Here is a 25,620-nt window from a genome sequence, read left to right as displayed (position 1 = left end):
TTCCCGACATTCGGGGCCGACGAGCGCCCGAGGGGAGGCCGACATGACCAAGCGACCCAACATCCTCTTGATAACCTGCGACCAGTATCGCTTTCCGCGCTTTTCATACGGCGCCGCCCACGGCCTGGCCGAGGGGCTGAAGGACGTGCTGGGCTTCCAGCCGCTGAAGCCGGGCAACGACTATATCCAGCACTTCCCTGGGCTTGCGGCCCTGCGCGACAACGCCGTGCTGCTGGCCAACCACACCATCGCCGCCAGCGCCTGCACGCCCAGCCGCACGGTGATCTATACCGGCCAGTACGGCACGCGCACCGGCGTCACCCAGACCGACGGCCTGTTCAAGAGCGGGGATTCGCCCAATTTCCCGTGGCTGGCGCAGGGCGGCATCCCGACCCTGGGCAACTGGATGCGCGAGGCCGGCTACACCACCCACTATTTCGGCAAGTGGCACGTCAGCGACCCGGTCCGCCACACGCTGGAGGACTACGGCTTCGACGACTGGGAAGAGAGCTGGCCCGAGCCGCACGGGGCGGCGATCAACAATCTGGGCCTCTATCGCGACGCCGGCTTCTCCGACACCGCCTGCGCCTTCATCCGCCGCCAGGCCCTGGCGGTGAACTACGACCGCGCCAGCGCCACCGCCCAGTCGCACGACCCCTACGCCTCCGGTCCCGATCCGGCGGACCTCAAGCCGTGGTTCGCGGTGGCCTCGTTCACCAACCCCCACGACATCGCCACCTATCCGGCGGTGATCGGCCAGGCCCTGCCCAAGCCCGACGACAGCGGCGTGCAGGGCATCTTCCAGCCGCTGACCGTGCCGCTGCAAGGCCAGCGCACCCCGCCGCCGACGGCGGGCACGGCGACCGTCCCGCTCAATCCCGGCGGCTTTTCCCAGGAGTGCGGGCACGCGCCGCCGACCTGGGACGAGGACCTGTCGACCAAGCCCTCGGCCCAGCACGACTACGCCTGGAAGATGGGCCTGGCGCTCAATTCCAAGACCGGTTTCAACGTCGCGCGCGGCATGGGGATCACCGAGACCGACAAGGCCCTGGAGGCGGCGGCCGACATCGCCCTGCAGGGGCCGATCCCGTTCCAGCTGACCAGCGACCCGGGCGGCGGGGTCAAGGCCTTCGTCCAGCTGTACGGCTGGCTGCACAGCGTGGTCGACGTGCACATCGCCGCCGTGCTGGAGACGCTGGAAGCCACGGGCCAAGCCGACAACACCATCGTTGTCTTCCTCAGCGACCACGGCGAGATGGCCGGCGCCCACGGCATGATGCTGGAGAAGTGGCACACCGCCTACCAGGAGGTGCTGCACGTGCCGGTGGTCGTGCGCTTTCCGCCGGGCCTGGCGCCGGCCGGCCTGCCCGACGGCGTTCCGCTGGCCAAGCAGGCCCTGACCAGCCACGCCGACATCGTGCCGACCATCCTGGGCCTGGCCGGCGTCGCCGAGGCCGAGCGCGACGCCATCGCCGGCGTGCTGGCCAAGTCCCGGCCCGTCCCGCCGCTGCCGGGCGCCAACCTGGCGCCGCTGATCCGGGGCGAGACCGACCGGGTGATCGAGCCGGACGGCAGCGAGCGGAAGGGCGTGCTCTTCATCACCGACGACGAGATCACCGCGCCCCTGGCCCCGCTGAACAATCCGCACAACACCAAGTGCGAGAAGGAGTACGCGGTGTTCGACGCGGCGGTCGAGAAGGTGCGCCAGGGCAATCCGGTACGCGCCCCCGTCGACATCGCCCCCGGCCCGGTGCGCCAGCCCAACCACGTGCGCTCGGTGCGCACCCTGACCCACAAGCTGACCCGCTATTTCGACCCGTCGGGCCGCGTGGGCCAGGAGTGGGAGATGTACGACCTGGTCGCCGATCCCAACGAGACGGTGAACCTCGTCTACGTTCAGGCCGACCCGCCCAAGGCTCGGCTGGACCCGGCGTTGCAGCCGGAAGTGGACCGGCTGGCGGCGCTGCTGGCGGCGCTGGAGGAGCGGGATCTGAGCTGAGGCTTTTCAAATCTCCCGTCATTCCCGCCCTTGTGGCGGGAACCCCTCTGTCAGCCGCAGGTGCGGATGGGGCGGCGTGCTGAGCACGCCGCTGGCGCTTCACGTGCGAGCGGAGCCAGAGGTTCCCGCCACGAGGGCGGGAATGACGGGAAGTTGGGGGACAGTAGGCCTCCGCCCTCAAGCCCGAGGATGCGCCTTGCCGTAGGCCGCCAGCAGGCCCTCGGCGTCGACCTGGGTGTAGCGCTGGGTCGTCGACAGCGAGGCGTGGCCCAGCAGGTCCTGGATCGAGCGCAGGTCGGCGCCGGCGCCCAGGAGGTGGGTGGCGAAGCTGTGCCGCAGGGCGTGGGGCGTGGCGCGGTCTGACAGGCCCAGGCGCCCGCGCAGCACCTGCATGGCCGCCTGCACGTGGCGCGGCGACAGCGGCCCGCCGCGCTTGGCGCGAAACAGCGGCTCGTCCGGCGCCAGCACGAAGGGCAGGACGGCCAGATAGGCGTCGACCGCCGTGCGCACGGCGTCGAGCACCGGCACGATGCGGGTCTTGCCGCCCTTGCCGGTGATCCGCAGCGTCTGCGCCAGCGGCGCGTCGGCGCGGGTCAGGGACAGGCCTTCCGAGATCCGCAGGCCGCAGCCCCAGAGCAGGGTCAGCACCGCCTCGTCGCGGGCGGCTTCCCATTCCTCACGGTCGGGATCGACGGCGATCTCGGCCAGCAGGCCGCGCGCCTGGTCTTCCGAGACCGGACGCGGCGCGCCGACCTTGATGCGCGGGCCGCGCACCAGGCCGATGGCGGCGTTCGGGGTGGACAGGCGCGCGTCGAGAAAGCGGTGGAAGGCGCGGATCGAGGATAGCGACTGGCTGACCGAGCGCGGCGACAGCGGATGATCGCCCGAGCGCCGGAAGGCCAGATAGGCCCGAAGGTCGGCGGCCGAGACGGCGCCGAGGTCCTTCAGCGACAGGGCGCCGCCGTTATGGCGCTCGATGAAATTCAGATAGGCCAGCACGTTGTCGCCATAGGCCCGCACCGTGCGCGGCGAGGCGCGGCGCTCGTCGGCCAGGTGGGTCAGCCAGGCGGCCAGGGCTTCGCGGGCGGTCATGGCAGAAAGATCCTCCCCCTGTGGGGGAGGTGTCGCCGAAGGCGACGGAGGGGGGAGTGGGGGCAAGGCCGGTTAGCCTCGCGGAAGCTGAGAACGCCCCCCCTCCGGCCCTCTGGGCCACCTCCCCCAGGGGGGGGGGATTTATCGACTAAGGAACCGGCCAACGTTCGGCCGTGCGCTCGACGACGCGGGCCAGGAAGGCCACGAGGTCGGAGCCCATGTCGGGGGTGAAGGCTTCGGGGTCTGTGGAGCCGAAGGCCAGGACGCCCTGGCGCGAGGGCTCCCAAAGGGCCATGCGGACCAGGGCCATGCTGCGGATGGTGTCGAGCTTGTCGCCGAACAGGCCCAGCGCCGGGGCGAAGAAGCCCATGCGGGCCACGCCGTGGTCGCCCATCAGCATGTCGACCTGGCCGTCGACCAGAACATGCCAGCCGGCCGGCACCCGGGCGGGGCCTTCCAGGGCCACCGTGCCGGCGGCGAGGCTGAAGCGCAGGGCGGCCATCTCGTCGACGCGGCGGGCGAGGTCGGAGTGGTTGCGGGCGTCGAGCAGGTCGATGACGGCGGCGTGCACCTGGGCCTGGGCCGACATGTTGGCCTCCGCGGTGGCCTCGATGGTCTTGCGCACCTGCGCCTCGCGTTCGCGGGCGGCGGCGGCGCGGGCGATGGCGACGTGGCCGAACTCGACGACGTTGCCGGTGTCGAGTTTGAGCCCAAGATCGCTGAGCAGGTCGACATCCTCGCGCAGCACGTCGGGCTGTTCACGCAGAAAGTCGCGGACCAGATCGGGATCGATCTGCGGCTGGACCATCGCCTGGCTGGATTCGCTCATGACCCCTCACTGTCGTGATCACCTGCACGCGTCAGGCGAGGCCGATGAAGCCCTGTTTCGGTTAACGCCGGCTTGATGAGGTTCGCCGCGATGTGAGCGCGGGCCGTCTCGACGCGGCGACGTTTCCGTTGCAGAAGGCGGGTCTCATGCCGCGCATCGCCTCCGTCCTGCTGCCCATGCCGCTGCCCGAGGCCTTCGACTACGCCGAGCCGGAGGGCCTGGAGCTGGTCGTCGGCGACCACGTGTCGGTGCCGCTGGGCCCCCGCACCGTGCGCGGCGTGGTCACCGCCCTGCGCGACGGGGTCGGCGGCAATCGTCGTCTGAAGCCGGTCCTGGCCCGGGTGGACGATCCGGGCCTGCCGGCCAATGTCATCACCTTCGTCGAATGGGCCGCGCGCTACAGCGTCGACGTGCCTGGCTGGCCGCTGGCCATGGCCCTGCGCGGCCTGCGCCATCCGCCGGCCAAGCCCGAGAAGGCCGTGGCCCTGACCGGCGTCCAGCCCGCCCGCATGACGCCGGCCCGGCTGAAGGTGCTGGCGGCGGCGCAAGCTGGTCCGCTGAGCGCCGCCGAACTGGCCCGCCAGGCCGGTGTATCGGCCGGGGTGGTCAAGGGCCTGGTCGACGAGGGCGCGCTGGAGCCCGTCCTGGTCGCCGCCGACGACAGCGTCGCCCAGCCCGACCTCTCCCTGCCCGCCCAGACCCTGAACCCGAGTCAAAAGGCCGCGGCCGACGAAATGGCCGACATGCTGGCGGCCGGGGGCTTCCAGGCCGCGCTGCTGGACGGCGTCACCGGCTCGGGCAAGACGGAGGTCTATCTCGAGGTCGCCGCCGCGGCGCTGGAGGCCGATCCCGCCGCCCAGGTCCTGGTGCTGTTGCCCGAGATCGCCCTGACCCAGGCCGTTATGGGCCGCTTCGAGCAGCGGTTCGGGGCCGCGCCGATCGAGTGGCATTCCGGCGTCTCGCCGCCGCGCCGCCGCCGGGCCTGGGAGGCCGTGGCCGACGGCCGGGCCCGCATCGTGGTCGGCGCACGCTCGGCGCTGTTCCTGCCGTTTACGAACCTCAAGCTGATCGTCGTCGACGAAGAGCACGACGGCTCGTTCAAGCAGGAGGAGGGCTTCATCTACCAGGCCCGCGACCTGGCGGTGGCCCGCGCCAAGATCGAGGGGGCGCTGGTGGTGCTGGCCAGCGCCACGCCGTCGCTGGAAAGCTTGTGGAACGCCCATCAGGGCCGCTATCGCTGGCTGCGCCTGGGCGCGCGCCACGGGACGGCGCAACTGCCCGACGTGCACCTGATCGACATGCGGGCCACCCCGCCCGAGCCCGGCCGCTGGCTGTCGCCGACCCTGGTCAAGGCCGTGTCGCTGACCTTGCAGAAGGGCGAGCAGAGCTTGCTCTTCCTCAACCGCCGGGGCTATGCGCCGCTGGTGCTGTGCCGGGCCTGCGGCGAGAAGCTGAAGTCGCCCGACAGCGACAGCTGGCTGGTCGAGCACCGCTACACCGGGCGCTTGGTCTGCCACCTGACCGGCTTTTCGATGAAGAAGCCCGAGGCCTGCCCGCACTGCGGGGCCAAAGACAGCCTGGTCTCGATCGGCCCCGGCGTGGAGCGGGTGGAGGAAGAGGCCCGCTACCTGTTCCCCGACGCCCGCATCGCCGTCTTCTCGTCGGACACGGTGTTCGATCCCGCTGGCGCGCGGGCCTTGGTGGACTCGATGGCGGCCGGCGAGATCGACATCCTGGTGGCCACCCAGGCGGCGGCCAAGGGCCATAACTTCCCGAACCTTACCCTGGTGGGCGTCATCGACGCCGACCTCAGCTTGCGGGGCGGCGACCTGCGGGCCGGCGAGCGGACCTTCCAGCTGCTGGCCCAGGCGACGGGCCGCGCCGGTCGCCACGAAAAGCCCGGTCGCGCCTATCTCCAGACCTACTCACCCGAGCATGCGGTGCTGCAGGCGCTGAAGGCCCAGGACCGCGACGCCTTCGTCGAGGCCGAGATGGCCATGCGCGAGGAGGCCGGCCTGCCGCCGTTCGGACGCCTGGCCGCGGTGATCGCCTCGGGCCCTGACGCCGAAGCGCTGGAGGCCTACGTCCAGGCCCTGGCGGCGGCGACGCCCAACGCCGAAGGGGTCGAGGTCTACGGCCCGGCCGACGCGCCGCTCGGTTTGGTGCGCGGGCGGCGGAGGAAGCGGTTCCTGGTGCGGGCGGGCCGCAATGTCGACCTGCCAGGCTTCATGGCCGCCTGGCGGGCGCGGGCCAAGGTTCCCAACTCCGTCCGGGTGACGATCGACATCGACCCGTACTCGTTTCTTTAGGTCCGGGGATACCCCCTCAGTCGCTCCGCGAAAGCTCCCCCAGAGGGGGGAGCATCTGGCTCGGCGCTTCTAGATCCTCCCCCTCTGGGGGAGGTGGCCCGGAGGGCCGGAGGGGGCTTCACCCCGCGACTTCTTCCTTCTCCAGCACCGGCTCCTGCGCCGGCATGCGCGAGCGCAGGGGCAGGGCGGGGACGAAGAAGATCACCAGCACGCCCAGCACGATCACCGCCAGGGCCGCCTGCATCACGCCGCTCACAGCAAACGACAGGGCCTGGCCCAGCGCCGGGTCGCGGTGGCCGCCGGCGACGCCGGTCTCCAGGGCCATGCCTTGCAGGGCGCCCAGGTCCAGCTTGCCGCCGCCGTAATTGGCCAGTTGGGTGGTTAGCAGGGCGCCGGCCACGGCCACGCCCACCGTCGAGCCGATCTGGCGGAAGAACTGGTTGGAGCTGGTGGCCACGCCGATGTCGCGCGGGGTCACCGCGTTCTGGGAGGCCAGGTTGAACAGGCTGTGGTTGGGGCCAAGGCCGATCCCGACCACCAGCAGCAGGCCGCACAGCAGGCCAAGGCTGAGGCTCGCCAGATGGGTCATGGGCAGAACGCCGATCAGCAGCAGCACCGCGCCGCCCAGCATGAACGGCTTGTACTTGCCGGTGCGGGTGACCAGCACGCCCGAGACCGACGAGCCGACGATCATCCCGCCCATCAGCGGCAGCATGGCCAGGCCCGAGGTGGTGGCGTCGACGCCCAGGCCCAGCTGCATGTAGAGCGGCAGGAACACCGCCACCCCCATGAAGGCCATGGAGATCAGGAAGGCGGCCAGGTTGGCGGTGACGAAGGTGCGGTTGGCGAACAGCCGCAGCGGCAGGATCGGGTTGGAGACCTTGCTCTCGACATAGACGAACAGGGCCAGGGCCACGGCCGCCCCGACGAACAGGCCGATGCTCTGGGGCGAGGCCCAGGCGATGTCGTGGCCGCCCAGGCTGAGCGCCAGCAACAGCGGCACGAAGGCGGCGATCAGGAGGCCCGCGCCCAGGAAGTCGATCGCGCCCGAGCGCTGGTGCGGCAGGGCCGGCATCTTCACCAGGATCATGAACAGCGACAGCAGGCACAGCGGCAGATTGACGTAGAACACCCAGCGCCAGCCGGCGACGACATGGCCGGCCAGGGTGATCGTGCCGTGGTCGGTGAAATAGCCGCCGATCAGCGGGCCCAGCACGCTGGACAGCCCGAACACCGAACCGAAGATGCCGGCGAACTTGCCCCGTTCGCGCGGCGGATAGAGGTCGGCGATGATCGCGAAGGCGGTGGTGAACAGGGCGCCCCCGCCGATCCCCTGGAGGGCGCGGAAGACGATCAGTTGCACCATGCCGCTCATGCCGGCGATCGCGCCGAACTCGCCCGACACCCCCGACAGCCACGAGCCGACCATGAAGATCGAGATGCCGACGACCAGGACGGGCTTGCGCCCGTAGATGTCGCCCAGCTTGCCCCAGATCGGCACCATCACCGTCGAGCTCAGCAGGTAGGCGGTGGTCACCCAGGAATAGAGCGTCAGGCCGTGCAGCTCGGAGATGATCCTGGGCATGGCGGTGGAGACGATGGTCTGGTCGAGCGCGCTCAGCAGGAAGACGATCATCAGGCCGGCCAGGGTGGTGCGGCGTTCGGCGTCGGTGAATTGGCCGGTCATGCGGTGGTCCGTGCAGCGTGGACGCCTCGCCTAGCACGGTTCGCCGGATGCGGGGCAGAAGCGATGCGCGAGAGATCGAAGAGCGGTTGTTCGAAGACCCTCCCCTGTGGGAGAGGTGTCGCCGAAGGCGACGGAGGGGGAAGTGGAGGCAAGGCCTGTCAGCGCCACGGAAGCTGAAAACGGCCCCCTCCGGCCCTCCGGGCCGCCTCCCCCAGAGGGGGAGGATCCTTGATCCAACCTCAGGTCGCTCGCCGCTCGGGCCCAACCGGCGTAAGGCGTCTTTCCAACGCTTCGTCGAGAGCTCCCATGCGTCGTTTCACTCCGTTGACCGCCACCCTGCTCCTGGCCCCCCTGCTCGCCGCCGCCGCGCCCAAGGCGGTGGAGGTCGACGTGCGCCAGGCCTGGGCCCGGCCGGTGGCGGCCGTCGGCATGAACAGCGCCGGCTACATGGTGCTGGCCAATCGCGGACGTGCGCCGATCACCCTGACGGGCGCGACCAGCCCGCTGGCGCGCGAGGTGATGGTCCACCGCACCACGGAAGCGAACGGCGTCTCGTCGATGCGGGCCATGAGCCAGGGGCTGGTGATCCCGCCGGGCGGCCAGGTCGCCTTCGCCCCGGGCGGGAACCACTTCATGGTCATGGGCCTCAAACGCCCCTTGAAGCCGGGTGAGCGCTTGGCCCTGACCCTGACCTTCGACGGCGGCCGCAAGGTCGAGGCGCAGCTGGCGGTCCGCACCGGCCCGCCGCAACCGGCGGCTGCGGTCGCGCCCGCTCCGTCGCACCGGCACTGACCCAAGGTGGCGCTTTGATGGCCTGTCAGTGGTCATCACCCCGTCCTGTGGAAACATGACAGAATTTTAAGGCAGGAAATTCCGTTGTCCGGCGCAGATTGCCGCCGGGTTTTCCAACGGATCTGCCTTTCGATGAAAAAAGCTTGGTTCGGCGCCGCCGCGGCGGTCGCCCTCTCGATCTCTGCCTACGGCGCCCAGGCGCATGAAGAGCACGCCTGCGTCGACGACGCCTGCACCGTCCAGTCGCTGTTCGTCCAGGGCGCCGAAGGCGGCGGCGCGGCCGTTTCGCTGGAGTCGCCGCGCTACGGCGCCTGGGGCTTTGACCTCACGGGCATGAACACCTCGGTCAAGCCGGGCGACGACTTCTACAAGTACGCCAACGGCAAGTGGGACGAGACCACCCAGATCCCGTCCGACCGCACCCGCTACGGCAACTTCGACAAGCTGGCCGAGCTGTCGGAAGCCCGCACCCGCGCCATCATCGAGGGCGCCGCCGCCGGCAAGACCACCGACGCCGACAGCGTCAAGGTCGGCGCGGCCTACAAGGCCTTCATGGACGAGGCCCGCATCGAGAAGCTGGACGCCGCCCCGATCGCCGGCGAGCTGAAGCAGATCAAGGCCGTCAAGACCAAGGACGAGTTCACCGCCCTGATGGGCAAGAGCCCGACCACGGCCTTCGCCTCGCTGCTGAGCCTCTACGTCTCGACCGACGCCAAGAACCCGACCCGCTACGCCGTCTATGCCGGCGCCGGCGGCCTCTCGTTGCCCGACCGCGACTACTATCTCGACGCCAAGTTCGCCGACAAGAAGGCCGCCTACGAGCTGTACGTCGCCAAGCTGCTGGGCTTCGTCGGCTGGGCCAACCCGGCCGAGAGCGCCAAGGCCGTGGTGGCCTTCGAGACCCAATTGGCCGAAGCCAGCTGGACCCGCGTCGAGCGCCGCAACCGCGACAAGACCTACAACCCCAAGACCTGGGCCGAACTGCAGGCCCTGACGCCGGGCTATGACTGGAACCGCTACCTGGTCGGCACCGAGCTGCCCAAGCTCGACCGCGTGGTGGTGACCACCGACACGGCCTTCCCGAAGTTCGCCAAGGTCTATGGCGACACCTCGCTCGACACCCTGAAGGCCTGGCAGGCGTTCAAGGTCGTCGACGGCGCCGCGCCGATGCTGTCCAAGCGCTTCGCCGACGCGGCGTTCGAATTCCGCGGCAAGACCCTGTCGGGCCAGCCCGAGCAGCGCCCGCGCTGGAAGCGCGGCGTCGCCCAGGTCAACGGCATGCTCGGCGAGAGTGTCGGCAAGGTCTATGTGGCCGAATACTTCCCGCCGGATTCCAAGGCCAAGATGGTCGACCTGGTGGCCAACCTGCGCACCGCGCTGAAGGCCCGCATCGAAGGTCTCGACTGGATGGGTCCGGAGACCAAGGACAAGGCCCTCGACAAGCTGGCCAAGTTCACCGTCAAGATCGGCTATCCCGACAAGTGGCGCGACTACTCCAAGCTGGAGATCCGCGCCGACGACGCCTATGGCAACGCCCTGCGGGCCGGCGCCTTCGAATGGCGCCATGACGTCGAGCGCCTGAACCAGCCGGTCGACAAGACCGAGTGGGGCATGACCCCGCAGACGGTCAACGCCTACTACAACTCGGTCAACAACGAGATCGTGTTCCCGGCCGCCATCCTGCAGGCGCCGTTCTTCCATCCGGACGCCGACCCGGCCGTCAACTACGGCGGCATCGGCGGTGTGATCGGCCACGAGATCGGCCACGGCTTCGACGACCAGGGCCGCAAGTCCGACGGCGACGGCGTGCTGCGCGACTGGTGGACGGCGGAAGACGCCGCCAAGTTCGACGTGCAGAAGGCCAAGCTGGGCGCGCAGTACTCGGCGTTCGAGCCCTTCCCGGGCGTGCACGTCAACGGCGACCTGACCATGGGCGAGAACATCGGCGACATGGGCGGCCTGTCCTTCGGCCTCGACGCCTACCACGCCTCGCTGCACGGCAAGCCGGCCCCGGTGCTGGACGGCTTCACCGGCGACCAGCGCGTCTATCTGGGCTGGGCCCAGGTGTGGCGCCAGAAGAGCCGCGACGATGCGCTCAAGCAGCAGATCGCCAGCGACCCGCACTCGCCGGCCTACTACCGCGTCAACGGCACCATCCGGAACCAGCCGGGCTGGTACAAGGCCTATGACGTCCAGCCGGGCGACAAGCTCTACATCGCGCCGGAAGATCGCGTGAAGATCTGGTGATCTGTCGGGAGATCCTCTCCCTGAAGGGAGAGGTGTCGCCGCAGGCGACGGAGAGGGAAGTCCGCTTCAGCGGCAGCTGAAAACGTCCCCTCCTCCGGCCCTCCGGGCCACCTCCCCCAGAGGGGGAGGATCTAAGCAAGCGAAACCCCGGGCCTCATCGCCCGGGGTTTTTCTTTGGCCTCACGTCGCCGCGTCGAGGATGGCTTCGCGCACCAGGTCGGGGCGCTCCATCGGCAGGAAGTGGCTGGTTCCGGCCAGGGTCTCGATGCGCACGGCCTTGCCGCGTCGGGCGAAGGCGGCTCCGTCGCCGATGCGGCAGGTCGAGCCGGTCTCGGCCGCCAGGACCCGCACCGGCCCCCGGAACTGGCTGACGGCCCGCCACGGATCGTGGCCCTGGGCGGCGTAGTTGGAGGCCTCCCAGGCCGGCGAGCAGGCGAGCTCGACCTTGCCGTCGGGACGGTCCCTGAAGCCGCCGCCGACATAGTCGGCCAGCATGGTCTCTGGCCAGGTCTTGAAGGCGCCCCGGCCGCGATAGGCGGCGAAGGCGGCCTCGCGGCTATCGAACACCTCGCGCCGGCGGCTGGCGGCCTGGGCGATCGGCATGCGCTTCCACAGCCGGCCCGAGGTCCACGGCGCCTTGGCGTAGAGCGCCACCAGGCGCGGCATGATCACCGGGTCCAGCAGGACCAGGCTGGAGACCTTACCCGGGGCCTGGGCGGCGGCCAGCAGGCTGACCGTGGCCCCCATCGAATGGCCGGCCAGCACCACCGGGGCCTGGTCCAGGGCGCGCAGCAGGGCCAGCAGGTCGTCGCGCAGGTCGAGCCACGAGCGGCGATCGTTCGGATCGGCGGCCAGGCGGCTGTCGCCGTGTCCGCGCTGGTCGACGGCCAGCACCCGCAGGCCCGCCGACAGCGGCGCCAACAGGGCGCGGTAGGTCTGGGCATTGAAGCCGTTGGCGTGGACGAAGACGACGTCGACCGCGCGATTGGCCGGGCCAAAGTCCAGCGCCGCCATCTCGCCGTCGCCGGCGGGGCTGTCGATGGCGATGAAACGCCGCTTAGGCTCGCGGAAGACGGCGGCGTCCATCGGCCAGAGGTTCCTTCTTCGGCTCTTCCCGCTAACGTAGGCGCCCACAGCCCCGCCGTCCAATGGAGCCGACGATGAATCCGCTCGCCACCATCGGCTACGAGACCGACACCCAAGGCGGGATGATCGATCGGCTGAAGGCGGCCGGGGTGGAGCTGGTGGTCGACGTGCGGGCCGTGGCCTCGTCGCGCAAGGCCGGCTTTTCCAAGACCCTGCTGGGAAACAGCCTGCAAGAGCAGGGTATCGGCTACCTGCACCTTCAGCCGCTGGGGACGCCCAAGGCCGGCCGCGACGCCGCCCGCGCGGGCCGCACCGAAGAGATGCGGGCGATCTTCGCCGCCCACCTGGAGGAGCCCAAGGCTCAGGTCGCCCTGGCCCAGGCCACGCAGTTGGCCGGGGAAAAGCGCATCGCCCTGCTGTGCTACGAGGACGATCCGGCCTGCTGCCACCGTCGCATCGTCGCCGACCGCATCCGCCAGGCGCTGAAGTGCGAGGTCGTGGACCTGTGATCGAGACGGTGCTGGCCGGCTACGAGGCCGACGGGGCGGACCTGGTGGACCGGTTCGAGGCCGTCGACGCCGCCGGGCTCTACGCGCCGGTGGCCGATTTCATCCCCAGGACGCCCGCCAGGATCGCCGATATCGGCGCCGGCACGGGACGCGACGCGGCCTGGCTGGCCGGCCTGGGCCACGCGGTGGTCGCCGTCGAGCCGGTCGCCGCCCTGCGCGAGGCGGGGCGGGCGCTGCGGCCGGGGCTGGCCTGGGTCGACGACCGCCTGCCTGAGCTTTCCCGCCTGCGGGGCGAAAGCTTCGACCGCCTGCTGCTGAGCGGGGTGTGGCAGCACCTGGACGACCCGGCCCGCGCCGTGGCCATGCCGGTGCTGGCCGGGCTGCTGGCGAGCGGCGGGGTGCTGATCATGTCGCTGCGCCACGGCCCCGGCGCGCCGTCGCGGCCGGTCTGGCCGGTGGGCGTAGGGGCGACGATCGCCCTGGCCGAGGCGGCGGGTCTGCGGCTCGTCCACCGTGTCGAGGCGGCCTCGGTGCAGGCCGGCAACCGCGCGGCGGGGGTGACCTGGACGTGGGTGTGTCTGGAGAAAACTCCTCCCCCGTAAAACGGGGGAGGGGGACCGCCCCCGGGTCGCGCGAAGCGCGCGCCCGAGGACAGGCTCCGCGGTGGAGGGGCGAGACTGGGCGCTGTGCCGGCCGTCGCCCCCTCCGTCACGGCGCTGATAGCGCCGCGCCACCTCCCCCGCCTGCGGGGGAGGAGTTTAGAGGCCTAGACCTGCGTCAGCTGCCACTCGCCGCGGCCGTCCTTGCAGGCGTTGTAGCGCTCGGTGGCCGGGCGCTGGCCGCGGGTCGAGATCGAGGCGGCGATGGTGCGGCACGACGGCTCGGGGCCGTAGCCGCTGGCGGTCAGCAGGCTGCTCGAGACATAGCCCGCACCGTAGCCGCCGCGGCCGACCAGCAGCCAGTTCGAGCCGGGCACGCCGCCCAGCACCTCGACGCGTTCGCCGGCCGACAGCTTGCCGACCACGCTCTCGCTGGTCGACGGGCCGGCGCGCAGGTTGGCGGTCGAGCGGACGGTGTAGTCGGCCCCAACGGCGTCGTAGCTGGGAAGTTGTCGCACGTTGCGTTCGAAGCGCAACGAGTCGCCCTGAACCGGCGGGCCGTAGGTCGAGGCCACCACGTCGACGCGGCCCGAGGCCCCGGTGCGCGGGTTGCTCCAGGCCTGCGACTGGCCGGTCTCCAGCGCCTTCTTGGTGGCGGCCTGGGCGCGGGCGGTGTCGGTCGACTGCATGCGGCAGCCGATGTACGAGCCCGCCGCCGCGCCGGCGGCCGCGCCGACCAGGGCGCCCAGGCCCTTTTCGTTCTTGGCCACCTGGGTGCCCAGCAGGGCGCCGACGCCGGCTCCGATCAGGGCGCCGCCCTCCTGCTTGCCGCCGCCGGCGTCGCACGAGAACAGGCCGCCCAGCGGCTTGCCCTGGGCCAGGACGGGGGTGGGCGCGGCCAGGCCCGTGGCCAGCAGGGCCGCGATCGACAGGGCGGCGGGGATGGACTTGCTCATGACGTGGCTCCTTGCGCGGGGCGGATCGTCGTCCTGTGCAGAAAGGACGATGCGTCCGCCGGATTTGACGTCGCCGCCGCCGCCCGTGCTATCGTTCAGGTGAACAATGATAAGGGAGGCGACGATGGGTAATGAAACACCGTCCGACTATAGCTGCTTTAAGGTAGAGGTCGAAGCGGGCGTCGCTCACCTGAAGCTGATAAGGGCGGAAAGCTTCAACAGCATGACGCGTTCGTTCTGGCGCGAGCTGCCGGCGATCGTGAATGACCTCGATCGACAGGGCGGGGTGCGGGCCATCGTCATCTCCTCGACCGGCAAGCACTTCAGCGCCGGCATGGATCTGTCGGTGTTCGCCGACGAGGGCATCACCGGCGGCGAGCCGGCCGACCGCCACGTGGCCGCCGAGGCCTTCCGCCACAAGGTCAAGGGCCTGCAGGAGACGTTCTCGTGCCTGGAGCGGGCGCGGATGCCGGTGATCATGGCCATCCAGGGCGGCTGCATCGGCGGCGCGGTCGACTTCGCCACCGCCTGCGACATCCGCTACGCCACCGCCGACGCCTATTTCGTGATCCAGGAGATCAACATCGGCATGACCGCCGACGTCGGCACCTTCCCGCGGCTGTGCAAGCTGATCCCCGAGGGCTGGGTCAAGGAGCTGGCCTATACCGGCCGCAAGCTGCCGGCCCAGAAGGCGCTGGAGCTCGGCCTGGTCAACGCCGTGTTCGACAGCCACGAGGCGGTGGTCGCCCACGCCCTGGAGACGGCCCGCGAGATCGCGTCGAAGACCCCGCTGGCGGTGACCGGCAGCAAGGTGATCATCAACTACGCCCGCGACCATTCGGTGGCCGACACCCTCGACTACCTGGCCGTCTGGCAATCGGGCATGCTGGCCGGCCCGCACATGGCCGAGGCCTTCGCCGCCAAGGCCCAAAAGCGCGAGCCGGTGTATCCGGACCTCGCGCCGATCAAGGCGGGGATCTAGGGCAAAGATCCTCCCCCTCTGGGGGAGGTGGCCCGAAGGGCCGGAGGGGGGACGTTTTCAGCTTCCGCGGCAGCTGAAAACTTCCCCCCTCAGTCGCTCCGCGACAGCTCCCCCAGAGGGGGAGCATCTACTCTTACCGCCCCTGCCAGAGTTCCGGCCGCTGGGCGATGAACGCCGACAGCTTGTCGGAAATGCCCTGCTGGTCGCGGGCCGAGGGGTGCCAGTCGCAGGCGGTCAGTTCCATCTCGCCCAGCGGGATGACGGCCAGGCGGGTCTCGCCGGCGGACTTCAGGGTCTCGGCGACGCGGTCGACCTGGGCGGCGATCTCGTTCTCGGCGCTGGGCGGGGCCAGCAGGATGACGAAGGCCTGGGGCTGGCGGGCGCGGATTTCGCCCACGAAGCGGACGTAGGTCGCGACATAGTCGTCGCGCAGGGCCTGACGGTCCTTCCACGGCTCGCCGGCCTTCAGCGGGGTGGAGAAGTCGTTGGTGCCCAGGTTGATCACCACCACCTGCGGACGCCAGTCGTCGTTGGCGTAGGCCGGCGCGGCGCCGAGCAGGGCCTTGGGCCAGGCCAGGGGCAGGGTGTCGCCGGCCATGCCGTCGAAATTGCGCACGATTCCCCGGCCCGAGATGGCGTTGACCTGGCGCTCGGCGCCGAAGCGCTGGGCGGTCAGCGGGCCAAACGCGATGGAGTTGTCCGTGGTCATCCAGACCCCGTCGCCCGGGCAGGCGCGGACCTCGGAGGCGTCGCCGTAGCCGACGCTGTGGGAGTCGCCGATGAACTCGATCTGGCGGCGGGGCGGCGCCAGCGGCAGGGCGCGGCCGCCCTCTAGAAAGAAGCCGCCGAAGCGGGCCGGGGCGGCCTGCATCTCGCCTACCACGCTGGCGACCGCCAGATGGCGGCCGTTGGCCAGGCCTTCGATGCGGTAGAGGCCCGGCGTGGGCTTCACCAGCCGGCCGACCGGGGCGCCGTCGATCGAAAGATGCAGGATCTGGTCGCCGGCCCCGACCTTGAACAGCACCGCCTCGCCGGCGAAGGCGGCCTCGAAGCGGGCGCTGGGCCACTGGTAGGTCCAGCCTTCGGAGCCGGCCACGACGCGGCCGCCGGCCAGGGCGGGCAGGGGCGTCAGGGCGGCGGTTTCAGGGGCCGGGGCCAGGCGCGGCTGGGCCAGCGCAAGGACGGGAACCAGGGCGGCCAGAGCCGCGGCCGTCAGAAGCCCTCGAAGTCCCATCGCGCCCTCCCATCGTGTGCGAAGGCCCTCGTGTAGCGGGTGGCGGCAATAAGGAAAGATGGAAAAGGTATTCGCTCAGCCCTTGGGCGGAACGAACCCCTCGGGAAGCTCGGCCCCGCGCAGGTCGCAACCGGCGAGGTTGGCGCGCGACAGGTCCGCGCCGATCAGGCGGGCGCGGGCGGCGCTGGCGCCCGACAGGTTGGCGCCGCGCAGGGTGGCGCGGGTGAGGTCGGCGCGCAGGGCGCGGCCTTCGCCGATGACCAGGGGGCCAAGCTTGGCGCCCGACAGGTCGGCGCGGGCCAGGTCGGCGTCGGCCAGGCGCGCGCCGCGCAGGTCGGCCTTGCGCAGGTTGGCGCCGCGCAGGTCGGCGCCGACCAGGTTGGCGCCTTGCAGTTCGACGCCTTCCAGGTCCATGCCGAAGAGGATTGCGCCGGGGGCGGCCAGACCGCTCAGCTTGCGGCCCTTCAGGCGGCGCAGGGGACGGAAGTCGACCTGCGGGATGTTGGCCGCGCGGCCCTTGGCGCCGCCGCTGGCGCAGAACGCCTCGTGCGCCTCGAGCAGTTCGTGCAGCGGCTGGTCGTCGACATAGATCAGCGGCGGCGGGGCGCGCAGCACCTCGGCGAGGTCGGCGTCCTCCAGATTGGCGCCGGAGGTGTCGACGCCGGTCATCACCGCGCGACGTAGCAGGGCGCCCGACAGGTCGGCTCCGAAGATCTCGGCGCCCGACAGGTCGACCCGGTTCATGGTGGCGTTGTTCAGCCGCGCGCCCGACAGCGTGGCGCCCGACAGGTCGGCGTCGGTCAGGTCGGCGGCGCGGGCGAAGGCGCCCGACATCTGGGCCCCGCTCATCTTGGCGCCCTTCAGCAGGGCGTAGTCGAGGCCGGCGCCGTCCTCGGCGTGGTGCAGCAGGCGGAAGCCCTCGGCCCCGTCCTGCACGGCGGTCAGGCCCTCGCGCAGGTCGCAGCCGCTAAGATCCGCGCCCGACAGGTTGGCGCCGCGCAGATAGGCCCCGCGCATGTCGACGCGGGTCAGGCGCGCGCCGCGCAGGTCGGCGTCGCGCAGGTCCGCGCCGTACAGCACCGCCCGGTCCAGCACCGCCCCGCGCAGCGAGGCGCCGGCAAGCAGCGCGCCGGTCAGGTCGGCCTCGGAGAGGTCCGCGCCGTCGAGCTCGAAATGCGACAGGTCCAGATAGGCCAGGGTCGCGCGCCGCCCGCCCGGCAGGCCCTTCAGGTAACGGCCGTGCGCCTCCACCGCGGCCTTGACGGCGGCGGCGGGAGCCTTGCGGATCAGGCTCTGCGGCGATGCGGCGGGAAGGGGCGACATGTTTGTTTTTATCAAGCGTTCCGGTCGTTTATGCCGAAAATCCGCTTAAGGAACGGTTTGTTTTTCGTCTGTGAAACAAGTCACAGCCAGCCTTTTCGACGGAACCAGATCAGGGGCGCCAGGGCGGCGATCAGCATCAGGCCCAGGGCCATGGGGTAGCCCTCCTTCCAGCCCAGCTCGGGCATGTGCAGGAAGTTCATCCCGTAGATGCCGGCGATCAGGGTGGGCGGCAGGAACACCACCGAGAACACCGAGAAGATCTTGAAGATCTGGTTCTGCTCGATGTTGATGAAGCCCAGCGCCGCGTCGAGCAGGAAGGTGATGTTGCCCGACAGGTAGCTGGAATGGTCGGTGATCGACTGCACGTCGCGTTGCAGCGATTTCAGGTGGTCGCGCAGCTCTTTGTCGCCCTCGAACTGCTCGGCGAGGCTGGCGAAGCTGAGCAGGCGCGCCAGGCTGACCAGGCTGTCGCGGGCCTTGGCGTTGACGTTCTGGGCCCGGCCCAGGCGGCTGAGGATCTTTTCGAAGGCCACGCCGCGCGGGCGGCCGAAGATGGCGCGCGACTGGGTCTCGACCTCGCTGGCGGTGCGCTCGAGGATGTCGGCGGTGCGGTCGACCACGGCGTCGAGCAGGCCAAGGAAGGTCTGCGGGCCGTGCGGGCACAGGCTGGGCTGGCGCTCGGCCTGGGCGGCGAACACCGAGAAGGCGCGGGGCTCGACGTAGCGGATGGTCACCAGCTTGTCGCCGGCCAGCACGAAGGTCACCGGGGCGGCCGTGGGCAGCTCGCCCTCGGCGTTGACCAGGATGGTGGCGGTCATGAACGTGCCGCCGTCCTCCTGGTAGAGGCGCGAGGAGGCCTCGATCTCGGCCATTTCCTCGCGGGTGGGCAGCAACAGGCCGATCGACTGCTCGACGGCCACTTCCTCGGCGCGGGTGGGGTCGACGAGTTCGATCCAGACGGCGTCGGCCGGCAGCCGCCAGTCGGGCGTCTGGCCGCCGGGTTCGAAGCCCGGGGCGCCTTGTCGGAGAACTCTCAGCATGGATCGACCCGGACCTTCACCTCACGGGTGTGGCAGGGGCTTCCGGTCGCGTCAACGCACCTGGGCGTCGATCGGTGTGGAGATCAGCGCTGCTGCTGGGCCGGCTTGTCGTCGCCTTGGGCGGCGGCGATCAGGGCGGCGATGCGGTCGGTGGAATCGGCGGCCTGGTTGATCATGTCCAGCGGGTTGGCGCGGACCGACGAGGCGACCTGGTTGGCGGCCTGCTTGGCCAGCGACACGGCGGCGTTCTGGGCGAGCGCCAGCTTGCTGGTGGCTGCGGCGATCGTGATCGCCTGCTGGTTCTGATAGATGAAGCCGTGGGTCGGATAGACCGTGGTGCCGAGATCCCGGATCGGGTCGTACCAGACCTTGACCTGGCTCCAGTCGCCTTCCGGCGAGACGTCGACGACCGTGACGTCCTTTTCGACCTGGCCGCGGGCGCCGTTCATGACGGACCAGTTGGCGTGGGTGACCTGGATCACCCGGTCGGTGAGAACTTGCGAAACGAAGGCCACGTGGCCGAGGTTCATGCGGCCGGTGGGCTTGAAGCAGAGGACGGCGCCGGCCTTGGGCGTGAAACCGGTCTCGTACTTGCCGGTGGCCTGGCCCCACCAAGTGCGGGCGTCGCCGAAGATCTGGATGCCCGACATCAGGCGGGCGAAGGGCACGCACTGCCAGTACCCGTCGGCCACGGCGCTCGAGATCGGCGCGAGGCTGATCATGGCCGCAGCGGCCAGGGAACCCCAAAGGGCTCTCTTCCGTTTCGTCATGCTTGGGTACTCCCCCGCGTCACTGGGTAGGGGGATAACCCTGACGGAAAAATATGAAAAGAGTGTTTATTAGGCCACAGTGGCGGTTGCCGCCGCGCTACGGCGCTGTTTGGCTATAGACTTCATGAAGTCCCGGGCCGGCTTTTCCACCAAGTGATAGGAAGCCGCCGACAGTGGAATCAAGGCTGCGACGATTAACGCCCAGACGGCCAGCGGCAGTTTGTCTCCCTCTATGTTCAGCAACTTTGCCGCACCGTTGATCGCCAGGATCTTCCACGGAATGCAGATCATGTAGGTCGAGTAGCTGATCTCGCCCAAATACACGAACATGCTTTGCGAGGCGAAGGTCGAACCGGCCTTGGCCAGGCGCGCCAGGGATAGAATAAATCCGCCCAAAATGGTCACGATCAACGCATCGGGCGCCTGAAGCTGCACCGTGGCGAGCAGAAGAAGGCCTGCGAAAGCGGCGCCGATTCCCGCGCCGCGCAGGCTGACGTCCTGGCTCTTCCACAGAGTGTAGAGCGCGCAGCCGTAGAAGAAGCACGGCACGATGCGCAGGGCGCCCCAGCGGATCGTCGCCTCGGTCAGCGGGAATCCGGCCAGCTTTTCGAAGGCGGGATAGAGGGCGGCGATCAGCAGCAGGGCCGCGCCGGTCAGCACCAGCGGCCGCGCGCGCAGGCGCCAGGCCACGAAGGCGAAGGCCGGGAAGGAAAGATAGGCGAACCACTCGGCCGAGATCGACCACGAGGGGTGGTTCCAGCCCGAGACGGGGGCGAAGCCCCAGGCCTGGACCATCAGCAGGTTGGCCGGCAGGGCGTCCCAGGCCAGCATGTTCTTGTCGACGGCGATGCCGACGGCCCCGGCCGCGAGGGCCATGGCGCCGACGCCCGCCAGGGTGAACAGGTGCAGCGGATAGACCCGCGCCAGCCGGTTCCACAGGAAGCCGCCATAGCCGAACCGGCCCTCGCCGAAAGCCGTCAGATAGACGTGGCAGAGGATGAAGCCCGACAGGATGAAGAAGGCCTCGACGCCCAGATAGCCCTTGGCCACGACGCCGGGAACCGCACCGGCCACGGCGAGGTTTGGCCAGTAGTGAAACATCACCACCCAGAAGGCGGCGAAAAACCGCAGAGCGGTTAGGGGCTTGATATGGGCGGCGTCAGGCATATCTGCTTCTTCCGTGTCCGAGTTTCGCCGCAATTCGCCGACCGCCGTTTGGCGGCCGCGGCGGGCTCTGCGGCGGGCTGGGACCTGCTCAATTCTCACTCAGCCTAACCGGGACCCATGAACGAACTCCTTCAACTCGCCACCGACCCGGGCGCCTGGGCCGCCCTCGTCACCCTGGTGACCATGGAAATCGTCCTCGGGATCGACAACCTGGTCTTCATCTCGATCCTGTCGAACCGGCTGCCGCCCGAGCACCGCCAGCGCGTGCGCCGCATCGGCATCTCGCTGGCGCTGATCATGCGCCTGGCCCTGCTGTCGACCATCGCCTTCATCGTCGGCCTGACCGCCCCGGTCTTCAACCTGGGCATCGTCGGCCCGCTGGGCGCGCATGGCGAGCCGGCCTTCGAGACCGCCTTCTCGTGGCGCGACCTGATCCTGATCGCCGGCGGCCTGTTCCTGATCTGGAAAGCCACCAAGGAGATCCACCACACGGTAGATCCCAAGCATGAGAGCGGCGACGTGCTCGACAAGACCGGCGTCGTAATCTCGAACGTCGGCGCGGCGATCTTCCAGATCATCCTGCTGGACCTGGTGTTCTCGATCGACTCGATCCTGACCGCCGTGGGCATGACCGACCACCTGCCGATCATGGTCATCGCCGTGGTCGCCGCCGTGACCGTGATGCTGCTGGCCGCCGACCCGCTGGGCAACTTCATCAACGCCAACCCGACCGTGGTCATGCTGGCCCTGGGCTTCCTGCTGATGATCGGCACCGTGCTGATCGCCGAGGGTTTCGGGGTGCACGTGCCCAAGGGCTACATCTACACCGCCATGGCCTTCTCGGCCGGCGTCGAGGGCCTGAACATGCTCTCGCGCCGGGCCTCGGAGCGGAAGCACAAGAAGGAGTAGTCGCCCCTGGCGGGGCGCAGCCCCCCCCCCTCCGGGCCACCTCCCCCAGCGGGGGAGGATCCGGAGCGCCAGGATGCTCCCCTTATGGGGGAGCTGTCGCGAAGCGACTGAGGGGGATCCAGCAGCCATAAACGAAAACGCCGCGACGGCTTTGGCTGTCGCGGCGTTTCTTTTGGCCCCTAGTGCGCCGGAGCTGGCGGCGGCTGTCGCCGGGGCGCGCGCTGGAGCATCCCCCGGGCGATCTCCTGTTCGCCGATCAGGGCCTCGGTGGCGCCCATCTGGCCCAGCAGCTCGACGTCGGCGTCGGTGTAGGCGCGGGCGATGATCTTGGCGTCGGGATTGGCCGCGCGGGCCTGCTCGATGATTCGCGCCGCCTCGAACGGACTGGGCACCGCCACGAAGACGTGGGTGGCCTTTTCCAGGCCCGCCTTCATCAGCACCTCGGGGCGCACGGCGTTGCCCTGCACCACCTCGTAGCCGGCCTCGCGCAGTTCGGCGGCGCGTTCGACCTCGTCCTCGATGACCACCAGGGGCGTGCGGTTGCGCAGGCCCTCGGCTACGGCCTTGCCCACCCGGCCGTAGCCGACCAGCACCGCGTGCGGCTGGGCCGCGACGGCCACCGGCGGGGGCGCCTCGCGGGCCGAGACCTTGACCATGGCCTTGTCGAGCCAGGCGAACAGCAGCGGGTTGAGCAGGATCGACAGGATGGCGCCGGCCAGGATCAGGTCGCGGCCTTCGGGCGGCAGCAGCTTCAGCGACACGCCCAGGCCCGCCAGGATGAACGAGAACTCGCCGATCTGGGCCAGGCTGACCGAGATGGTCAGGGCCACGCTGCGCGGGCGCTTGAAGGCCACGACGATGAAATAGGCGGCCACCGACTTGCCCAGCACGATGATCGCCACGGTGGCCAGCACCGCCAGCGGCTCGCGCAGCAGCACCATGGGGTCGAACAGCATGCCGATCGAGACGAAGAACAGCACCGCGAAGGCGTCGCGCAGCGGCAGGGTCTCGTTGGCGGCCTGATGCGACAGCTCGCTCTCGGCCATGATCATGCCGGCGAAGAACGCCCCCAGCGCGAACGACACGCCGAACAGCGCGGCCGAGCCGAACGCCACCCCCAGCGCGATGGCCAGCACCGCCAGGCGGAACAGCTCGCGCGAGCCGGTGTGGGCGATGCGGTGCAGGATCCACGGAATGACCCGGCGGCCGACGATCAGCATGAAGGCGACGAAGGCGGCGACCTTGCCGATGGTCAGGGCGAAGGCGCCGAGGATGCCGCCCGAGGCGTGGGCCGGGGCCGTCCCGCCCAGTACGCCCGACAGCGCCGGCAGCAGCACCAGGGCCAGGACCATGGCCAGGTCCTCGACAATCAGCCACCCGACGGCGATGCGGCCGCGGTCGGTCTCGATCAGCCGGCGCTCCTGCAGGGCGCGCAGCAGCACCACGGTCGAGGCCACCGACAGGGCCAGGCCGAACACCACGCCCGGGGCCCAACCCCAGCCCAGCGCCACGGCCAGGCCCACGCCCATCAGGGTGGCGGCGGTGATCTGCGCCACCGCGCCGGGGATGGCGATCTTGCGCACCGCCATCAGGTCCTTGACCGAGAAGTGCAGGCCCACGCCGAACATCAGCAGGATGACGCCGATCTCTGCCAGCTGCGGGGCCAGTTCCTGGTCGGCGACGTAGCCCGGGGTGAAGGGGCCGACGATGACGCCCGCCAGCAGGTACCCGACCAGCACCGGCAGCTTCAACCGATTGGCGAGCGCGCCAAAGACGAAAGCCAGGCCCAGGCCCGCGACGATGGTGGCGATCAGCGAGGTGTGGTGCAAAGGGCCTCCTTGACGGTCATCTTTTTCGGGCGTACTCACCCATTATGGGTGACGAACCCGTGGGATACCAGATGCCACACGCAAAAATTCTCCTTCCTGCCCAGTGTCGGGGCGCCCGCGGGCTGCTCAACTGGTCGCAGGGCGAGCTCGCGGACAAGGCGGGGGTGTCGCGCAGCACGGTCAAGGACTTCGAGACCGAGCGCCACGCCTTGCACCATAGCACCGAAAGGCTCCTCATCGAGGCGCTGGAGACGGGCGGCGCGGTGCTGATCCCGGCGGCGGAGACCGGCGAGCCCGGTCCTGGCGTGCGGCTGAAGATGGTCGTCGACTAGAGGCAGGAACCTATCGAGGAGGGGCGGGGGCGTTGAACCACGAGGTTTCACCGGCGGACTACAAGGATCTGGTCCTGTTCCTGGCCACGGCCGGGATTGTCGCGCCGCTGTTCAAGCGCCTTCGCATCAATCCCATCCTCGGCTTCCTGCTGGCCGGCGTGATACTGGGGCCGTTCGGGCTTGGCCGGCTGATCGGCGTCGCGCCGTGGCTCGACTACGTCACCGTCGACAATCCCGACGAGATCGGCCAGCTGGCCGAGTTCGGCGTCGTCTTTCTGCTGTTCATGATCGGCCTGGAGCTGTCGTGGGAGCGCCTGCGCCTCTTGCGCAAGTACGTGTTCGGCCTGGGCGCGGCCCAGGTGATCGGCTGCTCGCTGGCGCTGGGCGCGGTGGCGATGATGCTGGGCCAGACGCCTGTGGCGGCCCTGGCCATCGGCTCGGCCCTGACCCTGTCCTCAACCGCCATCGCCGTGCCAGTGCTGGCCGAGCGCAAGCGGCTGCATGCCGAAGGGGGGCGGGCGACCTTCTCGGTCCTGCTGTTCCAGGACCTGGCGGTGGCCCCGATCCTGATCACCCTGGCCATACTGGGGCGCGGCCATGGCGAGTTCGACGCCCGCGGCCTGCTGGCCCTGCTGCCGGCCGCGCTGGGCCTGGGGGTCATCGTGCTGGTCGGGCGGCTGGCGCTGCGGCCGATGATGCGCTCGGTCGCCAAGGCCAAGAGCGAAGAGATGTTCATGGCCGCCTGCCTGCTGGTGATCATCAGCGCGGGCCTGGTCAGTTCGCTGTCGGGCCTGTCGATGGCCCTGGGGGCCTTCGTCGCCGGCGTGCTGTTGGCCGAGACCGAGTATCGCCACGAGGTCGAGGTCAAGATCGAGCCGTTCAAGGGCCTTCTGCTGTCGCTGTTCTTCGTGTCGCTGGGCATCCGCCTGGACCTGTCGCTGCTGGTCGCCTCGCCGGTGCTGGTGCTGGGCACGGCGGTCGGGCTGGTGGCGGTGAAGGCGGCGATGGTGTTCGGCCTGGGCAAGCTTTTCGGCCTGTCCAACCGCGCCTCGGGCGAGGCGGCCCTGGCCCTGGCGGCCGGCGGCGAGTTCGCCTTCGTGCTGTTGGCCAACGCGATGGACGCCGAGGTCGTCGAACCGGCCATCGGCCAGGCGGTGCTGGTGGCCGCCACCCTGACCATGTTCCTGATCCCGGTGCTGACCGGGGTCGGCGCGCGGCTGGGGCGCAAGGCCCCGGCCGAGACCACCGAGGCGCCGGACGGCGTCGACCTGTCGGTGGAGGAGCCCAAGGGGCGGGTGCTGGTGGTGGGCTTTGGCCGCGTCGGCCGGCTGGTGGGCGAGATGCTCGACCGCCACGACCTGCCCTGGATCGCCATCGACCGCGATCCGCGCCTGGTGGAGCAGGGCCGCCGCGCCGGCCACCGGGTCTATTTCGGCGACGCCGCGCGGGTCGAGCTGCTCGAGCGCTGCGGCCTCGACCACGCCCGGGCGGTGGTCGTCACCATGGATGGTCCGGAAGCCGCCGAGGCGGTGGTCGAGGCCGCCCGCGGCCACCGGCCCGACCTTACCATCGTCGCCCGCGCCCGCGACGCCCGCCACGCCGCGCGGCTCTACGAACTGGGCGCCACCGACGCCGTGCCCGAGACCATCGAGGCGTCGTTGCAGCTTTCGGAGGCCGTTCTGGTCGACATCGGGGTGCCGATGGGCCTGGTGATCGCCTCCATCCACGAACGCCGCGACGAGTATCGCAAGGTGCTCAACCGGCCCGACGCCCTCGGCGGGCGCCGGCGGCGGCTGCGCGACGCGGGCTGAGGCGCGGGGGCGTCGATGCGCCGTTCGGCGGCGGGGGTATCCCGACACCGTGCCCAAAACTTGACTGTTTGCGTTGTTTTTCAGCGTCTCAGGCCTGCCGGACGCTACGGAAGGCCTT

Annotated in this window: 21 protein-coding genes and 1 pseudogene; 11 read left to right on the top strand and 11 right to left on the bottom strand. The window is 70.1% G+C overall.

Annotation, left to right across the window (positions count from 1 at the left end; translation table 11 throughout):
- The first annotated feature begins 43 nt into the window (after positions 1–43).
- A complete protein-coding gene (locus tag SGCZBJ_RS00235) occupies positions 44–1,999 on the top strand; it encodes a sulfatase-like hydrolase/transferase (protein WP_101716031.1) in 1,956 nt (651 codons plus the stop codon).
- A gap of 177 nt (positions 2,000–2,176) precedes the next feature.
- Here the strand turns inward: SGCZBJ_RS00235 and SGCZBJ_RS00230 are convergent, their stop codons facing one another.
- Together SGCZBJ_RS00230 and SGCZBJ_RS00225 are read right to left on the bottom strand one after the other, a co-directional pair.
- Complete coding sequence (locus SGCZBJ_RS00230) at positions 2,177–3,091, bottom strand: tyrosine recombinase XerC (protein ID WP_101716030.1); 915 nt, start codon at positions 3,089–3,091, stop codon at positions 2,177–2,179.
- Between the two features lie 148 nt (positions 3,092–3,239).
- Complete coding sequence (locus tag SGCZBJ_RS00225; protein ID WP_101716029.1) at positions 3,240–3,920, bottom strand: DUF484 family protein; 681 nt, start codon at positions 3,918–3,920, stop codon at positions 3,240–3,242.
- A 146-nt stretch (positions 3,921–4,066) separates the two neighbouring features.
- Here SGCZBJ_RS00225 and SGCZBJ_RS00220 point away from each other — a divergent pair, with 146 nt between their 5' ends.
- Positions 4,067–6,229, top strand: a complete 2,163-nt coding sequence (locus SGCZBJ_RS00220) for a primosomal protein N' (protein WP_101716028.1) — start codon at positions 4,067–4,069, stop codon at positions 6,227–6,229.
- Between the two features lie 118 nt (positions 6,230–6,347).
- Here the strand turns inward: SGCZBJ_RS00220 and SGCZBJ_RS00215 are convergent, their stop codons facing one another.
- Positions 6,348–7,916 carry an MDR family MFS transporter gene (locus tag SGCZBJ_RS00215; RefSeq protein WP_101716027.1) on the bottom strand — a complete coding sequence of 523 codons (1,569 nt, stop codon included), beginning with the start codon at positions 7,914–7,916 and terminating at the stop codon, positions 6,348–6,350.
- Positions 7,917–8,222: 306 nt separating this feature from the next.
- Between SGCZBJ_RS00215 and SGCZBJ_RS00210 the strand changes: the two genes are divergently transcribed.
- A complete protein-coding gene (locus SGCZBJ_RS00210; RefSeq protein WP_101716026.1) occupies positions 8,223–8,708 on the top strand; it encodes a copper chaperone PCu(A)C in 486 nt (161 codons plus the stop codon).
- 132 nt (positions 8,709–8,840) lie between these two features.
- Positions 8,841–10,955, top strand: a complete 2,115-nt coding sequence (locus SGCZBJ_RS00205; protein WP_101716025.1) for a M13 family metallopeptidase — start codon at positions 8,841–8,843, stop codon at positions 10,953–10,955.
- A gap of 180 nt (positions 10,956–11,135) precedes the next feature.
- On the opposite strand, the gene SGCZBJ_RS00200 is transcribed toward SGCZBJ_RS00205, so the two are convergent.
- Positions 11,136–12,041: an alpha/beta fold hydrolase gene (locus SGCZBJ_RS00200; RefSeq protein WP_101716024.1), complete on the bottom strand. Its 906-nt coding sequence runs from the start codon at positions 12,039–12,041 to the stop codon at positions 11,136–11,138.
- Between the two features lie 74 nt (positions 12,042–12,115).
- Between SGCZBJ_RS00200 and SGCZBJ_RS00195 the strand changes: the two genes are divergently transcribed.
- The 3 genes and pseudogenes from SGCZBJ_RS00195 to SGCZBJ_RS00185 form a co-directional block, all read left to right on the top strand.
- On the top strand, positions 12,116–12,550 hold the full coding sequence (locus tag SGCZBJ_RS00195; RefSeq protein ID WP_101716023.1) for a DUF488 domain-containing protein: 435 nt from the start codon (positions 12,116–12,118) through the stop codon (positions 12,548–12,550).
- Entirely contained in the window at positions 12,547–13,152 is a 606-nt protein-coding gene (locus SGCZBJ_RS00190; RefSeq protein WP_205685291.1) for a class I SAM-dependent methyltransferase, read from the top strand. Before SGCZBJ_RS00195 ends, SGCZBJ_RS00190 begins: the two co-directional genes overlap by 4 nt.
- A pseudogene (locus SGCZBJ_RS00185) lies at positions 13,136–13,291 on the top strand (TPM domain-containing protein); the annotation flags it as partial. The gene SGCZBJ_RS00190 and the pseudogene SGCZBJ_RS00185, both read left to right, overlap by 17 nt.
- Positions 13,292–13,316: 25 nt before the next feature.
- Here SGCZBJ_RS00185 and SGCZBJ_RS00180 read toward each other — a convergent pair.
- Positions 13,317–14,105 (bottom strand): SH3 domain-containing protein, encoded by a 789-nt coding sequence (locus SGCZBJ_RS00180; protein WP_101716022.1) that lies wholly within the window; start codon positions 14,103–14,105, stop codon positions 13,317–13,319.
- Between the two features lie 124 nt (positions 14,106–14,229).
- On the opposite strand from SGCZBJ_RS00180, the gene SGCZBJ_RS00175 reads away from it, so the two are divergent.
- Complete coding sequence (locus SGCZBJ_RS00175) at positions 14,230–15,087, top strand: crotonase/enoyl-CoA hydratase family protein (RefSeq protein WP_101716021.1); 858 nt, start codon at positions 14,230–14,232, stop codon at positions 15,085–15,087.
- 133 nt (positions 15,088–15,220) lie between these two features.
- Here SGCZBJ_RS00175 and SGCZBJ_RS00170 read toward each other — a convergent pair whose 3' ends face one another.
- From SGCZBJ_RS00170 to SGCZBJ_RS00150, 5 genes are all read right to left on the bottom strand, one after another.
- The gene (locus SGCZBJ_RS00170; RefSeq protein WP_101716020.1) at positions 15,221–16,321 is read right to left on the bottom strand and encodes an SGNH/GDSL hydrolase family protein; all 1,101 of its coding nucleotides are present in this window, start codon (positions 16,319–16,321) and stop codon (positions 15,221–15,223) included.
- Positions 16,322–16,396: 75 nt separating this feature from the next.
- The gene (locus SGCZBJ_RS00165; protein ID WP_101716019.1) at positions 16,397–17,644 is read right to left on the bottom strand and encodes a pentapeptide repeat-containing protein; all 1,248 of its coding nucleotides are present in this window, start codon (positions 17,642–17,644) and stop codon (positions 16,397–16,399) included.
- Positions 17,645–17,724: 80 nt separating this feature from the next.
- A complete protein-coding gene (locus SGCZBJ_RS00160; protein WP_101716018.1) occupies positions 17,725–18,684 on the bottom strand; it encodes a magnesium transporter CorA family protein in 960 nt (319 codons plus the stop codon).
- Positions 18,685–18,767: 83 nt separating this feature from the next.
- Positions 18,768–19,454 (bottom strand): CHAP domain-containing protein, encoded by a 687-nt coding sequence (locus SGCZBJ_RS00155; RefSeq protein ID WP_101716017.1) that lies wholly within the window; start codon positions 19,452–19,454, stop codon positions 18,768–18,770.
- A 69-nt stretch (positions 19,455–19,523) separates the two neighbouring features.
- Positions 19,524–20,621 (bottom strand): acyltransferase family protein, encoded by a 1,098-nt coding sequence (locus tag SGCZBJ_RS00150; protein ID WP_101716016.1) that lies wholly within the window; start codon positions 20,619–20,621, stop codon positions 19,524–19,526.
- A gap of 117 nt (positions 20,622–20,738) precedes the next feature.
- Here SGCZBJ_RS00150 and SGCZBJ_RS00145 point away from each other — a divergent pair, with 117 nt between their 5' ends.
- Positions 20,739–21,530: a TerC family protein gene (locus SGCZBJ_RS00145; protein ID WP_101716015.1), complete on the top strand. Its 792-nt coding sequence runs from the start codon at positions 20,739–20,741 to the stop codon at positions 21,528–21,530.
- Positions 21,531–21,709: 179 nt separating this feature from the next.
- Here SGCZBJ_RS00145 and ybaL read toward each other — a convergent pair whose 3' ends face one another.
- On the bottom strand, positions 21,710–23,359 hold the full coding sequence (gene ybaL, locus SGCZBJ_RS00140) for a YbaL family putative K(+) efflux transporter (RefSeq protein WP_101716014.1): 1,650 nt from the start codon (positions 23,357–23,359) through the stop codon (positions 21,710–21,712).
- A gap of 71 nt (positions 23,360–23,430) precedes the next feature.
- Between ybaL and SGCZBJ_RS00135 the strand changes: the two genes are divergently transcribed.
- Both SGCZBJ_RS00135 and SGCZBJ_RS00130 read left to right on the top strand, forming a co-directional pair.
- A complete protein-coding gene (locus SGCZBJ_RS00135) occupies positions 23,431–23,691 on the top strand; it encodes a helix-turn-helix domain-containing protein (RefSeq protein WP_101716119.1) in 261 nt (86 codons plus the stop codon).
- Positions 23,692–23,723: 32 nt separating this feature from the next.
- Positions 23,724–25,502 carry a cation:proton antiporter domain-containing protein gene (locus tag SGCZBJ_RS00130; protein WP_101716013.1) on the top strand — a complete coding sequence of 593 codons (1,779 nt, stop codon included), beginning with the start codon at positions 23,724–23,726 and terminating at the stop codon, positions 25,500–25,502.
- Positions 25,503–25,620 lie beyond the last annotated feature (118 nt).

The sequence above is a fragment of the Caulobacter zeae genome (genome assembly GCF_002858925.1).
GTDB lineage: Bacteria > Pseudomonadota > Alphaproteobacteria > Caulobacterales > Caulobacteraceae > Caulobacter > Caulobacter zeae.
This window is presented reverse-complemented; position numbering and strand designations above follow the sequence as displayed.

Bases quoted from the DNA above. Each gene is read 5' to 3' on its own strand.
- SGCZBJ_RS00225 (WP_101716029.1), bottom strand. From the start codon at position 3,920: ATGAGCGAATCCAGCCAGGCGATGGTCCAGCCGCAGATCGATCCCGAT.
- SGCZBJ_RS00235 (WP_101716031.1), top strand. From the start codon at position 44: ATGACCAAGCGACCCAACATCCTCTTGATAACCTGCGACCAGTATCGC.
- SGCZBJ_RS00230 (WP_101716030.1), bottom strand. From the start codon at position 3,091: ATGACCGCCCGCGAAGCCCTGGCCGCCTGGCTGACCCACCTGGCCGAC.
- SGCZBJ_RS00170 (WP_101716020.1), bottom strand. From the start codon at position 16,321: ATGGGACTTCGAGGGCTTCTGACGGCCGCGGCTCTGGCCGCCCTGGTT.
- SGCZBJ_RS00160 (WP_101716018.1), bottom strand. From the start codon at position 18,684: ATGCTGAGAGTTCTCCGACAAGGCGCCCCGGGCTTCGAACCCGGCGGC.
- SGCZBJ_RS00165 (WP_101716019.1), bottom strand. From the start codon at position 17,644: ATGTCGCCCCTTCCCGCCGCATCGCCGCAGAGCCTGATCCGCAAGGCT.
- SGCZBJ_RS00215 (WP_101716027.1), bottom strand. From the start codon at position 7,916: ATGACCGGCCAATTCACCGACGCCGAACGCCGCACCACCCTGGCCGGC.
- SGCZBJ_RS00195 (WP_101716023.1), top strand. From the start codon at position 12,116: ATGAATCCGCTCGCCACCATCGGCTACGAGACCGACACCCAAGGCGGG.
- SGCZBJ_RS00180 (WP_101716022.1), bottom strand. From the start codon at position 14,105: ATGAGCAAGTCCATCCCCGCCGCCCTGTCGATCGCGGCCCTGCTGGCC.
- SGCZBJ_RS00175 (WP_101716021.1), top strand. From the start codon at position 14,230: ATGGGTAATGAAACACCGTCCGACTATAGCTGCTTTAAGGTAGAGGTC.
- SGCZBJ_RS00205 (WP_101716025.1), top strand. From the start codon at position 8,841: ATGAAAAAAGCTTGGTTCGGCGCCGCCGCGGCGGTCGCCCTCTCGATC.
- SGCZBJ_RS00220 (WP_101716028.1), top strand. From the start codon at position 4,067: ATGCCGCGCATCGCCTCCGTCCTGCTGCCCATGCCGCTGCCCGAGGCC.
- SGCZBJ_RS00155 (WP_101716017.1), bottom strand. From the start codon at position 19,454: ATGACGAAACGGAAGAGAGCCCTTTGGGGTTCCCTGGCCGCTGCGGCC.
- SGCZBJ_RS00145 (WP_101716015.1), top strand. From the start codon at position 20,739: ATGAACGAACTCCTTCAACTCGCCACCGACCCGGGCGCCTGGGCCGCC.
- SGCZBJ_RS00210 (WP_101716026.1), top strand. From the start codon at position 8,223: ATGCGTCGTTTCACTCCGTTGACCGCCACCCTGCTCCTGGCCCCCCTG.
- SGCZBJ_RS00150 (WP_101716016.1), bottom strand. From the start codon at position 20,621: ATGCCTGACGCCGCCCATATCAAGCCCCTAACCGCTCTGCGGTTTTTC.
- SGCZBJ_RS00200 (WP_101716024.1), bottom strand. From the start codon at position 12,041: ATGGACGCCGCCGTCTTCCGCGAGCCTAAGCGGCGTTTCATCGCCATC.
- SGCZBJ_RS00135 (WP_101716119.1), top strand. From the start codon at position 23,431: ATGCCACACGCAAAAATTCTCCTTCCTGCCCAGTGTCGGGGCGCCCGC.